This window comes from Bacillus sp. FSL R12-0074 (assembly GCF_038005725.1).
Taxonomy (GTDB): Bacteria; Bacillota; Bacilli; order Bacillales; family Bacillaceae_G; genus Bacillus_A; species Bacillus_A mycoides.
This window is the reverse complement of record NZ_JBBOTR010000001.1, coordinates 396,154-409,780: the sequence shown is the minus strand read 5'-3', so window position 1 is coordinate 409,780 and position 13,627 is coordinate 396,154. Positions and strand designations below refer to the sequence as shown.

General features: G+C 35.5%; 8 protein-coding genes and 2 riboswitches. Of the genes, 2 read left to right on the top strand and 6 right to left on the bottom strand.

What is annotated here, in order from left to right; translation table 11 throughout:
- Positions 1-48: 48 nt before the first annotated feature.
- On the bottom strand, positions 49-1,788 hold the full coding sequence (locus NSS97_RS02130; RefSeq protein WP_061688646.1) for a methyl-accepting chemotaxis protein: 1,740 nt from the start codon (positions 1,786-1,788) through the stop codon (positions 49-51).
- 134 nt (positions 1,789-1,922) lie between these two features.
- Positions 1,923-2,007, bottom strand: a riboswitch (cyclic di-GMP riboswitch).
- A 282-nt stretch (positions 2,008-2,289) separates the two neighbouring features.
- Between NSS97_RS02130 and NSS97_RS02125 the strand changes: the two genes are divergently transcribed.
- Complete coding sequence (locus NSS97_RS02125; RefSeq protein ID WP_341111384.1) at positions 2,290-3,603, top strand: anaerobic C4-dicarboxylate transporter; 1,314 nt, start codon at positions 2,290-2,292, stop codon at positions 3,601-3,603.
- Positions 3,604-3,719: 116 nt separating this feature from the next.
- Here NSS97_RS02125 and thiE read toward each other — a convergent pair whose 3' ends face one another.
- Together thiE and thiM are read right to left on the bottom strand one after the other, a co-directional pair.
- Positions 3,720-4,379, bottom strand: coding sequence for a thiamine phosphate synthase (gene thiE / locus NSS97_RS02120; RefSeq protein ID WP_044444310.1), 660 nt, complete (start codon positions 4,377-4,379; stop codon positions 3,720-3,722).
- Positions 4,380-4,392: 13 nt separating this feature from the next.
- Positions 4,393-5,202, bottom strand: coding sequence for a hydroxyethylthiazole kinase (gene thiM, locus NSS97_RS02115; RefSeq protein ID WP_002091241.1), 810 nt, complete (start codon positions 5,200-5,202; stop codon positions 4,393-4,395).
- A gap of 72 nt (positions 5,203-5,274) precedes the next feature.
- A riboswitch (TPP riboswitch) is annotated at positions 5,275-5,384 on the bottom strand.
- A 228-nt stretch (positions 5,385-5,612) separates the two neighbouring features.
- Here thiM and topB point away from each other — a divergent pair.
- The gene (gene topB / locus NSS97_RS02110; RefSeq protein ID WP_341111383.1) at positions 5,613-7,802 is read left to right on the top strand and encodes a DNA topoisomerase III; all 2,190 of its coding nucleotides are present in this window, start codon (positions 5,613-5,615) and stop codon (positions 7,800-7,802) included.
- 41 nt (positions 7,803-7,843) lie between these two features.
- On the opposite strand, the gene NSS97_RS02105 is transcribed toward topB, so the two are convergent.
- From NSS97_RS02105 to NSS97_RS02095, 3 genes are all read right to left on the bottom strand, one after another.
- Complete coding sequence (locus tag NSS97_RS02105) at positions 7,844-10,705, bottom strand: YhgE/Pip domain-containing protein (protein ID WP_341111381.1); 2,862 nt, start codon at positions 10,703-10,705, stop codon at positions 7,844-7,846.
- A gap of 305 nt (positions 10,706-11,010) precedes the next feature.
- Positions 11,011-11,802, bottom strand: a complete 792-nt coding sequence (locus NSS97_RS02100) for an endonuclease/exonuclease/phosphatase family protein (protein ID WP_341111378.1) — start codon at positions 11,800-11,802, stop codon at positions 11,011-11,013.
- 4 nt (positions 11,803-11,806) lie between these two features.
- On the bottom strand, positions 11,807-13,444 hold the full coding sequence (locus tag NSS97_RS02095) for a PTS transporter subunit IIBC (RefSeq protein ID WP_044444308.1): 1,638 nt from the start codon (positions 13,442-13,444) through the stop codon (positions 11,807-11,809).
- Positions 13,445-13,627: the final 183 nt, after the last annotated feature.

The following is a 13,627-nucleotide window of genomic DNA, read 5'->3' as shown; positions in this document are numbered from 1 at the left end:
GCATGATTTATTTTATTGAACAAACAAAAGCATGTATAATCATTTCATTTAACTTTTAAATTCCCCAATTAACTCTTGTAACTCCTGTGAAAGCCAACTTAAAGAACTAGCTAATTCAGCAATATCTTGTACAGACATTTCCTGTTCTTTCATACTCTCTTCAATATTACTACTACTATTCGCATACATATTTGCGATATGTGATAGTTCATTTACAACACGAACAATATTTTGGCTATTTTGCAAAATATCACTTGAATTGCTAGAAACAGCTCTAACTTGATTTGTAACAGATTGTGCTGATTTTGAAATTTTTTCAAAGAAAGCACCACTACTTTCAACAAGTTTAATTCCAGATTCTACTTCTTTTGAAGCTTTTTGCATTGAAACAACAGCTTCTTCCGTTTCAGCTTGTGTTTCCCCTATTAATTTTGCTATATCCTTTGCTGATGCTTCCGTCTGCTCTGCTAATTTACGCACTTCATCAGCAACAACGGCAAACCCCTTTCCGGTTGCCTCAGCACGCGAAGCTTCAATAGAAGCATTTAAAACTAGCGAATTAGTTTGATTTGAAATGCCTGTAATTACATTTACAATATCACTAATTTCTTTTGATCTTGTTTCCAAAGAATAAATGATAGAAGATAAATCTTGTACTGCATTTTGTATTATGTTCATTTGATTAATCGCCTGTTCAATAACACCATTTCCTTTTACTGAATGACGCTCCATACCTTCAGACTCTTTCGACATTTGTTCTGCAGCATTCTTTATCTCTTCCATCTTATCTTCCATTTCATATACAATGCCTAAATACTGTGGTACTGAAGTTTCTTGTGATTGAGCGCCAGCTCTTAACCCAACCATAGAACTTACGATTTCTTGAACTGCCATGCTATTCTCTTTCGTACTCACTGACAATTCTTGTGAAGATGAGGAAACCTGTTCTGCTGTCTGCTTCACTTTATCTATAATTCCTTTAAACTTCTCGATGGTATTATTAAAATACGCATTAATAATACCAATATCATCTGGTCTTTCCTCTAATTTAATACTTAAATCACCTTCACCGACTTTGCGCAATCCTTCACGTAAATCTCGCAATGGAGCAAGTGCGTTACGCACAATTAAGAATTGAATAACAGTTGCAATTAAAACCGAAATACAAATAAACATTAAACCTTGTATAATGAAGTTTTCCTTTGTAATAGGAACAATAGAGGCATCTAGATCGGCTGCAACAATTGCCACAATATTATCTTCTCCATCTTTAATTGGCTCTAATATCGTTACCCATGATCCTAATGCGTCTTCATATACTTCTGTTATGTTTGCTTTTTTCGTGCTCATTACTTTATCATATGCTTTCATCCAACGATCTGGTTGTTTGTAATAGTCTCCCGGCTTTACTTCAACAACATTTGCTAAACCTGTAGACAAATCGACGATTTGTAACTCACCTTTTTCATTTTTTTTCGCTCCAACAATATACGTTTGTCCAACACTGTTCAATTCTTTCGTTGATTCATCTAATTTCTCTGTTAACTTCTCTCTCTTTTCTCTTTCTGCCGTTGGGTCTTTTGCAACATCCCTCAATATTTCTGCGTCTAATTTATGTAATACCGTATCTCCAGTTTCAAAAGAATGCCTTTCGAATATAGACATCATACTATTTTGAAACATGTTAAAACTTAACGCTCCCATAGTACCAACAAGCGTCAAAATAACTAATACAGTTAACAATACATTCTTTTGAAGAAACGATAGCTTATGCCAATATGTTTTCATGCACATTACCTTCCTTAATTCAGTTAATACAAAATAATAATTTCAAAACACAACTTTAATTGATAACAATTCTCAAATAAAAACCAAAAAAAAAAGACCAATGAAAAAGCATTGGCCAAAACCAACCCTATCCGTCCGGCAACTGGCTAGCTTAGCCCTTCGACCTTAGCCCCTGTAGTTTTGCGTCCTCATGTTTCCATAAGTTTGCCTTTCTCGCTGAACGAGTTGAACGATATGGGAGTTCTATGAGAATTAAAATATTCTCTTCCAAATATTACAACATAAAAATTAAAATGTCCATCCATTTAAAGATGCAAATATAAAGTTTTAATGTATTATTTTTTCGAAATAATTTAACAAAGTACGTGAATGTTACATTTCTTGTGTTATATAATAAAAAATGTATATAAAATAAGGATTATTACGGATGTTTATTTAATTTTCATTCAAATTAAATTATTCGAATATATCTTAACTTACGAATTTCGGAGGTAGTTTATCATGTTTTGGCTACAATTTATTACGTTACTACTCTGCATTTTTATTGGCGCACGCCTAGGCGGAGTTGGTCTAGGAGTAATGGGTGGCGTTGGTATGGCAATACTTGTTTTCGTCTTCCACTTACAACCTACAGCCCCTCCTATTGATGTAATGCTTATGATTTTAGCAGTAATTACAGCTGCCGGTGCTTTGCAAGCTGCTGGAGGAATGGATTACCTTGTCTACCTTGCTGAGAAAGCATTACGAAAAAATCCAAAGCGTATTACATTTTTTGCTCCTATTGTTACTTATTTATTCACGCTATGCGCGGGAACTGGTCATGTCGCTTATTCTGTACTTCCCGTTATCGCCGAAGTATCTCGCGAATCAGGAATTAGACCTGAACGACCAATGTCAATTGCCGTTATCGCTTCCCAGCAGGCAATTACAGCTAGTCCAATATCGGCTGCAACAGTTGCACTTTTAGCAATGTTAGCCGACTATAAAATCACCTTGTTAGATATTTTAAAAGTCAGTATCCCTTCTACTTTCATTGCTTGTATGGTAGCTGCATTCGTTGCTAGTAAAATGGGAAAAGAATTAAATGAAGACCCTGAATACTTGAAGCGATTAAAAGAGGGAATGATCCCTAAACTTGAAGAGAAAAAAGAATTTGCGGGTGTAAAAGGCGCTAAATTATCAGTTATTCTTTTCCTAGTAGGAACTTTCCTTGTCGTACTTCTTGGTTCATTTGAAGCCCTTCGTCCGGGATGGATGGTTGACGGGAAGTTAGCTCGTCTTTCCATGCCAAACACAATTGAAATGGTCATGTTAACCATTGCTGCTCTTATTATTATTTTCTGTAAACCAAATGTGGAAAGCATTGTAACTGGTAACGTCTTTAAAGCAGGCGCAACAGCAGTTGTTGCTATTTTTGGTATCGCTTGGATGGGAGATACTTTCTTCAACGGAAACTTAAATATAATTCAAGGATCAATTCAACACTTAGTGACAAGTGCACCATGGCTATTTGCTATTGCACTATTCATTCTATCTATTTTACTGTATAGCCAAGCAGCAACAGTTCGTGCTTTAGTGCCACTCGGACTATCACTTGGTATTCCGCCAGCATTACTTATTGCGATGTTCCCTGCAGTAAATGGATATTTCTTCATTCCAAACTACGGGACAATCGTTGCTGCAATTAACTTTGACCGTACTGGTACAACAGGAATTGGTAAATATGTTTTAAATCATAGCTTTATGATTCCGGGCCTGATTGCAACATTCACTTCTATCGGAATTGGGATGCTCTTAATTTCCATTATGTTTTAAAGAAAAAGCACAAACCTTTATTTAAAAAGGTTTGTGCTTTTTTAATCAAACGTTTGTTTAAACTTTTTGGCAGTCTATTCCTCCATATAGCATTTAAAATATTACATGGCCTTTTTCTACAAACTTTTATTTACTTCTTCAGCTAATTCCCTCGTACTTTCATAAGCAGATTCCGCTAAACTAATTGCTGAAATAACTGAAACACCGTCCGCACCCGCTTCTATAACGGAAGCAGTATTTTCAATTGTAATCCCACCAATACCAACAATCGGCATTGTAATTCCTTGTTCTCTAAAGTGGGCTAAACCTTTCGTTCCTTGCACAGCTTTCGTATCTTTTTTTGTACTCGTTGGGAAAATAGGGCCAACTCCTAAATAATCAGCCCCGTTTTCAATTGCAAAGCGTGCTTCTTCAATTGTATGGGCAGATACACCGATAATTTTATCTCCCATCTTTTCACGAACAGATGTAATTCCTTCATCATCTTGTCCAACATGCACGCCATCTGCATCTAACTCGAGGGCTAGTTCCACATCATCATTTACAATGAATGGTACACCGTACTCCTTGCAAAGCGCTTGTAGTTCTTTCGCAAAATCAATACGTTTCTCTCCCGTTAAAGCCCCTTCTCCCTTTTCACGAAGTTGAAAAATTGTTATACCACCTTCTAGTGCATCTCTCAATACTTGTAGTGGCTCCTTCGTACAATTGTTACTTCCCATAATAAAATATACTGGTAATAACCTAGACATTTCATCCATTGTAATGCGCGACATCTAGTTCCTCTCCCTACTGTATAACCTCAATCTTTCCATACTTCTCAATATCATCTGAAGTTGTATTCGCTAACTGATTTAAAAATTCAATTTGAAAGCTTCCTGGTCCATTCTCTACTGTTTTCGAAGCCGCTACTTCTGCTGCTACTCCATAGAATGTTAATGCGGCTACTGCTGCCTTTACATAATCCTTTTCTACCGCTACAAATGCTCCTATTACAGAAGTTAGTAAACAACCTGTTCCAGTAACTTTCGTTAAAATAGGATGGCCATTTCGAATAAGAATAGTTCGCTCTCCATCTGTAACAACATCTTCTTGTCCAGTAATTATCGCAACTGTATTTAATTCATCCGCTGCCTGTTTTGCAATATTTACAACATTACCGTTTCCAGTACCAGCATCTACACCTTTAATTTCCCATTTCTCATTAATAACGTTAGCTATTTCAGCCGCATTTCCGCGGATAACAGCTAAATCGATTTCAGCTGGAATATATCTCGCAACTTCTGTTCGATAAGAAGTTGCTCCTGCCCCAACTGGATCAAACAATACTGGTACATCATTCTTATTTGCTGATTTACCAGCAAGTAACATCGCTTCTACCTCTTCAGGACGAAGTGTACCCATATTTAAAACAAGGGCCCCCGCAATGCTAGCCATTTCTGCTACTTCTTCTTTTGCATACGCCATTACAGGTGATGCTCCTAATGCTAACAAACCGTTTGCTGTAAAATTTGTTACAACAACATTTGTAATATTATGCACGAGTGGATTAGACTCTCTCACCAAATCCACTACTTTACTAATTTCTTTCATATTCATCCTTTTCATCTCCTAACTATAGTAATGGGAGATACACAAAAAGGCACTTTGCGCGTACGCAAAGTGCCTGAACATGTGCTTTTACACTCTCCCTACGCTGGCATTATCCAACAGGTTCAAATGGTCAATGACGGACTAGTCATACTCTCAGTTTGCATCCACAAACTCCCATGTGTTTATTATTCATCTACTTCAAAGTCTACTCTTATTCTAGTAAAATAACAAGTTCTTTACTTTTATAGAATGATAGAGATCAGAACTCTCCTGGTTCAACCATTCTTCGCCTTTATATAAGTAAAACTCTCACACGTATATTTCACCACAAATAACTCAAACCGTCAGCAAGACTGAATAGAACAAAGATGTATGCTATATTTAACGTATGGAAATTTGAAAGGATGTTTTTAAATATGGCAAAAAGTATTGTAATTGCTGAAAAACCTTCTGTTGCACGTGATATCGCACGTGTACTGAAATGTGATAAAAAAGGGAACGGCTATCTTGAAGGTAGTAAATATATTGTTACTTGGGCTTTAGGTCATCTCGTTACATTAGCTGATCCAGAAAGCTATGATGTGAAATATAAACAGTGGAATTTAGAAGATTTACCAATGCTACCGGAGCGTTTAAAACTAACCGTTATTAAACAAACAGGGAAACAGTTTAACGCTGTAAAAAGTCAGCTTCTTAGAAAAGATGTAAATGAAATCATTATAGCTACTGACGCCGGTCGTGAGGGCGAGTTGGTCGCACGCTGGATTATCGATAAAGTTAAAATGCAGAAACCGATTAAACGTCTATGGATTTCATCTGTTACCGATAAAGCAATTAAAGATGGCTTCGCAAATTTAAAACCAGGAAAAGCATATGACAATCTATACGCTTCAGCTGTCGCACGTTCAGAGGCTGACTGGTATATCGGACTTAATGCGACTCGAGCATTAACTACTCGCTTTAATGCCCAACTAAATTGTGGTCGTGTTCAAACACCTACTGTAGCCATGATTGCAAGCCGTGAAGATGAAATCAAACATTTCAAAGCTCAAACTTACTATGGTATCGAAGCTCAAACAGCTGAGAGATTAAAGCTAACTTGGCAAGATACAAAAGGAAATAGCCGTAGCTTTAATAAAGAAAAAACTGATGCAATCGTGAACAAAATTAGTAAACAAAATGCTACTGTTGTAGACATTGATAAAAAACAAAAGAAATCGTTCGCTCCTGGTCTTTACGATTTAACTGAGCTACAACGTGATGCGAATAAAATATTTGGTTACTCTGCGAAAGAAACATTAAACATTATGCAAAAATTATATGAACAGCATAAAGTTTTAACGTACCCTCGTACAGATTCACGCTATATTTCATCTGATATTGTCGGAACACTTCCAGAGCGTCTGAAGGCTTGCGGAGTTGGAGAATACCGTCCTTTAGCACATAAAGTATTGCAGAAACCTGTAAAATCTAATAAATCATTTGTTGATGATAGTAAAGTAAGTGATCATCACGCCATTATTCCAACAGAGAGCTATGTAAACTTCTCAGCTTTCACAGATAAAGAACGTAAAATTTATGACTTAGTTGTAAAACGTTTCTTAGCTGTTTTATTCCCGGCCTTTGAATATGAACAACTAACATTGCGCACGAAAATTGGTGACGAAACGTTCATCGCACGCGGAAAAACGATTTTACATGCTGGTTGGAAAGAGGTTTATGAAAATCGATTTGAAGATGATGATGCAAGCGATGATGTAAAAGAACAAATCTTACCTCGCATCGAAAAAGGCGCTACATTAAACATAAAACTAATTGTCCAAACATCAGGTCAAACGAAAGCACCTGCACGTTTTAATGAAGCAACATTACTTTCAGCGATGGAAAACCCAACAAAATACATGGATACGCAAAACAAACAACTTGCTGACACGTTAAAGTCAACTGGTGGATTAGGTACTGTAGCTACACGAGCTGATATTATCGACAAGTTATTCAATTCGTTCTTGCTTGAAAAACGTGGTAAAGATATTCACATTACTTCAAAAGGCCGTCAGTTACTTGATTTAGTGCCAGAAGAACTGAAATCTCCTACACTAACTGGTGAATGGGAGCAAAAGTTAGAAGCTATCGCTAAAGGAAAATTAAAGAAAGAAGTATTCATTTCAGAAATGAAGAACTATACGAAAGAAATTGTTGCTGAAATTAAATCGAGTGATAAGAAATATAAACACGACAACATTTCAACGAAGTCTTGTCCAGACTGTGGTAAACCAATGTTAGAAGTAAACGGTAAAAAAGGTAAAATGCTTGTATGCCAAGATCGCGAATGTGGTCACCGTAAAAATGTATCCCGCACTACAAATGCACGCTGTCCTCAGTGTAAAAAGAAACTAGAACTTCGTGGTGAAGGAGCAGGCCAAATTTTCGCATGTAAATGTGGCTATCGTGAGAAACTTTCTACATTCCAAGAGAGACGTAAAAAAGAATCCGGCAGCAAAGCTGATAAACGCGACGTTCAAAAATATATGAAACAGCAGAACAAAGAAGAAGAACCATTAAACAATCCATTCGCAGAAGCATTAAAGAAATTAAAATTTGATTAAACAAAAAGGTTCCTACCACTATCGGTAGGAACCTTTTATTTTTAATGAATAATTTTACTTCCTTTTGCGTTCTCAACAAACTTTTCACTTGATTTGTTAATTGGTGTTTTCAGTAATAATGCAGCCACAACCATGATTACTACGAAAGCACTTAACACAAGTAAATCTCTAGTTACTATATCCCAAAGCATTCCACCTACTGTTTCACGAATTGCACTAATAGCATATGTGAATGGCAAGAACGGATAAATCGCTTGGAAGAATGGTGGTGTCATTTGAATTGGGAACGTACCGCCCGATCCTGCTACTTGTAGTACAAGTAAAATAATCGCCATCGATTTCCCAACGTTTCCGAAAATAGAAACGAGTGAGTACACGATACAAACAAATACTCCCCCAATAAATAAACTAAATAACACAAACCAGAACTTATCGACTACGTACGTACCGAGTAAGAATATATCTCCCATTGATACGATAAACGCTTGTGAAAGACCTATCGTTAAGAATGTTAATAAACGTCCGAAGTAAACTTCATGGCTCTTATAATTCGCGCCCTCTTCGTGTACTTCTACCGTTAATAATGAAACCATTAATAATGCGCCTACCCATAATGCAAGCACTGTATAGAATGGTGACATTGCTGAACCGTAGTTCGGCATTGCAAATAATTTATTCTCTTTTAAATTTACTGGATTTGCAAAGTAGTCACTTTGCTTTTCAACATCATTCTTTAATAAGCGTATGATGTCTTTTATATCCTCTTCAGATTCAAAATCACGAATTTTATCTGCTAATTCTTTAATCTTTTTCTCAGTCTCCGGCATTTCAGCTTTAATGTCTGCTAATTTCTTTCTACCGTCTACTAAGCCTTTGGATGAATCTTCTAGTAATTTTTTAACATCTGGAAGCTTTTTGTCTGCATCATTTAAAATTTGAGTTGTATTTTTCGACATCTCTTTTGTACGAGCAATTGCTGTATTAAAGTTCGGGACAATTTCTGAATCATACGTGGACAATACATCTGCTAATTGAGCTGCTCCACCTTTTGCTGCATTGTTAATACTTTCAATTACATCTTTTGTAGGTTTCTGGCCATTGTTAAGAAGTGTAATCCCCTTATTCGTTGCCTCTACACCTTTTTGCAAACTGCTTTTCGCTTTATTTAATTTTGCAATTCCATTATTAAGGTTTTTATCACTATTTACATCTGCTAAAACCTTATTTGTGCTTTCTAGAACTGGAATCATATCATCAATTAAACCGATTCCAGATTGGAATTGACCATTTAAACTATTTAAAGCTACTTTCGTTGAATCTAAATCGTTAATACCTCTATTTTTTACATCTTCTTTCGCCTTTTGCAAATCAGCTTTTGCACCTTCAATGCCATTTTTTACTTTATCGTAATCTGATTTTGCATTATCATATGCTGCATTTGCATCAGCTTTAGCTTGATCTACTGTGCTAACTGCTTTTTTATAATCTGCTACAAATGTTTCATTATAATCTTTTTCAGCTTGATCAATTAACGCATTTGCTGCATCTAATTTTTGATTAGCTACATCTGTTACATCTTTCTTTACTTCTTGTCCTGTACCAATAGCATTTACAATATCTTTAATACCGTTATTTGCATTTTCCATACCGCCTTTAAGCTTCGTCAGGCGATCCACTCGTCCTTGGAAAAAGCTTTTACCAAAATCAGTCGTTACTGATTTCTGAAGTTCGGTAAATACATTAATAAGATACGAAATACCCTCTGTACGAGATTGTAATTGATCTGATACCGCATTTAAATCTTTCTTTGCTTGTTCCGGATCAAATTTTCCATTTTGCAATCCATTTACAACACTTTTCCCATAAGCCGTTCCTGCACGGGATGAACTTAAAACATTATTTACTGTTTGATTAATATTTTGCGCTATACTTTTGTAACCATCATTGTTCAACTTAGAAAGATCCGGTCTCGCCGGGAATTCAGGTAATCCATTCATTCCAGAAAAATCAGGGATATTTAAATCTACACCCGGATTCATTAAAAAGTCAGTAAATGCAGCTGCGCTATCCATAACACCTTTGGCTGCTACTAAATCATTTCTTATCGCTCCTGGAGCATTCTTTAATGTTTGATCTTGTCTTGCAAAGAACTTATCTAAATTTGCCAACGCTTCTTGCCCATCATTTATTACACTCTCTACAACAGGTAGATCTTTTTGTGCTACTTTCACGATATCTTCCGCTCGAGTCGCATCATCTAACGCCTTATCCATAAGTGTATTCATTTCTGGGAACTGCGCTTCTAATTTAAATACAAGATCTTTTACTTTTTCGATGCTCGGTAAGTTAGTTTCTAAATCGATTCCAAGGTCATTGAAGATTTTAAAAATCTCACCGTTTGCTGTTTTAACAAAGTTTTTACTAACCTCTTCTGTAAGACCCGATGCACCTTTAGCTGTAATTTTCGGTGCAATCGCATTTACTTTTTCATTTACATAGTAATCAAGTTCTGGTTTCTGTGGATTTTCATTCAAGACCGTTGCAATCTTTTCAGAAAAATCTTTTGGAATAGTAATACTTGCGGAATAATCTCCACGCTCTACTCCATAAATTGCTTGCTTTTCATCAACAAACTTCCACCCGAAATTTTTGTCCTTCTTAAGTGAATCTACAATTTCTTCCCCGATGTTAATATCTTTCCCTCTTAAATTTGATCCAACATCTTGGTTAGAAACTGCAATTTGGATTCCTTTCGTATTTCCGTAAGGATCCCAAGAAGCTTTAATGTTAAACCATGCATATAACGATGGTAAAATCATTAACCCTAAAACAATAACAATTGCAGCCCAATGTTTGGCTACATTCCGTAAATCTGTCTTATAAATACGCCAAATTTGTTTCATAAAAGTTATCACCTAATTATATATTTTTCCTTCTTTAGAAAATGATACATACATTTTGTAATTATATCACTTTCTACATCGTGGATTAAACGAAAACATACTATTTTTCCCATTAAATATTTCACTTACTTCATTATATAACGAAGTAAAAAAAGTATGCATACAAAATGACCAAATTAGTTTTACATTCAATAATAACAAATATATAGGAAATGTCATAAAAAATACAAGTATTTTCTCTTGGGAATACTTGTATTTATCAAAAAAACCTCACAGCTTTTCATTATCTGTGAGGATTTCTTCTATTATATATCTAATTGTACTTCTACACCGAAATGGTCAGAAATTACATTTCGATTTGCTCCATTAAAAATGACTTTTGAAGAATTAACTGTTTTACTTTGATTGCTTAATATTAGGTCGATTCGTAAGTTTTGTTTATTTTCATCCCAACCAGCAATCTCTCCTTGGACAGTTGTTCCTTCATCCTTCTCTATCGCTAGTTCATATGTGTCATATAAACCTTTTTGCATCATATACTCATAACCCTCTCCTTCCAAACGAGCATTGTTATTAAAATCACCCATTAAGAAGGAAAGTTCATTGCTATTTACACGCTCCATTAAACGATCAACTTGGTCTTTGAATGATTCTTCTTCATCATTCCACCAACCGAGATGGCAAGAATAAAACGTTATATTCTTATCATTATAAGCAATTGTTGCACTTACAATTTTGCGTGTTTTCCAATACGTTGTATCCTTATTTTCTGAGACAAAGAACGTATCTTCCTTTACAATGTTGTGCTTTGTTATAATTGCTAATCCTTCTTCGTACACATCATATCCAATATGAGAGAAATCCCAAATAATATTGTATTCTTTTACATTTAATGCTCTTAACTCTTCTAGCAGTAAAAGTCCAAAATTATCTTTTTTCTTGTTACCGCATACATTTTCAGCTTGTATAGACTGACTTACTTCTTGCAATGCGATCACATCATAATCTTCTTCTTGAATTGCTTTAGCAAGATACTTTATTTTTTCAATTTGATTCTCTTCTTGCCAAGAGTGACAATTTAAAGTTAGCAATTTCATATTATTACGCACCTAACATATCTTGAATATCTGACTTTAATACGTCAGCTTTCGGGCCATATACTGCTTGTACACCTTTATCTTTTACAATAAGTCCTAAAGCACCATTTTGTTTCCATTGTACTTCTGGTGCAACGGCATCTAAATCTTTTACTGTTACACGTAAACGTGTCATACAAGCATCTACGTCAGCAATATTATCTTTTCCGCCCAATAAATCAATAACTTTTGTTGCTAATGAACCATCTTGTACATTTCCTGTTCCTTCTGTTGACTCATCTTCATTATCAATATAGTTACCTGCACGCCCTGGCGTTGGTAAATTGAATTTTTTAATTAAGAAGTTGAATAACGTAAAGTTAAGGCCGAAGAACACTAATGAAACAATGACAAAGTTGATTAAATCTCTCGTTAAACCTGCATTGATCATCATTGGTGTACGTGTAATTAACTCAATAAATCCAAATGCATGAACACGTAAATTAATTAAATCCGCTAATGCGAATGCAAGTCCTGTTGTAATTGCATACACAACATATAATACCGGTGCAATAAACATGAACATGAATTCAATTGGTTCTGTTACACCTGTTAAGAATACTGCTAATGCAGCTGATAAGAACATTGGTTTATATTTTGCACGTTTTTCTTTATCAACATTACGGAACATCGCAAACGCAATCCCCATTAACGCTGCCGTTGAGCCGATAACTTGTCCAGCTTTGAAACGAGCTGGTACAACGTTATTTAATAAATCGTTATATGCTTTCGTATCTCCATTTGCTAATAAGTTATTTAAATCTGTAATCCATGCAAGCCATAACGGATCTTGTCCCGCTACAATTTGTCCAACCTTTGAGCCTGTTAACATCGTATATGTTCCGCCTAGCTCTGTGTAGTTCATCGGAATCGTTAACATATGATGTAATCCAAATGGTAATAATAAACGTTCTAACGTTCCATATACAAACGGTGCAATAACTGGTGCACTATCTTTAGATGCTGCAATCCAGCGACCAAATTCATTTAATCCACTTTGGATAAATGGCCATACAAGTGATAATACAATCGCAGTGACTGTAGACCAAACAATTACAACGAATGGTACGAATCGTTTTCCATTAAAGAATGCTAATGCCTGTGGCAGTTTATTATAATTGTAGTATTTGTTATATAAAGTAGCTCCTAAGAAACCTGTGATAATCCCTACGAAAACTCCCATGTTTAATGCTGGTGCACCAAGTACAGAAGTAAAGTAATCTTTTACAAGTAAATCTCCTGCTAAAAACGAAGAAACTGTCGCTTTTGAATCCGTTAACATTTGAGCGTTTACACCAAATATAGCTCCTGTAATTCTGTTTGTTAAGACGAATGCTAATAGTGCTGCAAATGCACCACCTGCTCGATCCTTCGCCCAAGATCCCCCAATTGCTACTGCGAATAAGATGTGTAGATTTGTAATAATTGCCCAACCGATGTCTTCCATTACTCGAGCAATGGTATGAACTGCGTTAACATCCCCAGCAGACATCCCAATTAACTTACCGATGGAAATCATTAAACCAGCTGCTGGCATTACAGCTACAACAACTAGTAACGCTTTCCCGAACTTTTGCCAAAAATCAAAAGACGTAATTTTCATCTGTTTTTCCTCCCCTTTATTTATAACAACATAATGATTTAAATTATAATTTCTGTTTCTCTTATGAAAACGATTCCTTATGTTTCTTTTTCTCCTTTACGCAACCGTTTTCATAAATCTATTTTAATAAAAGCGTTTTCACATTGCAATAGAAATTTATTTTTTTTCATAAAAAAAGATGCT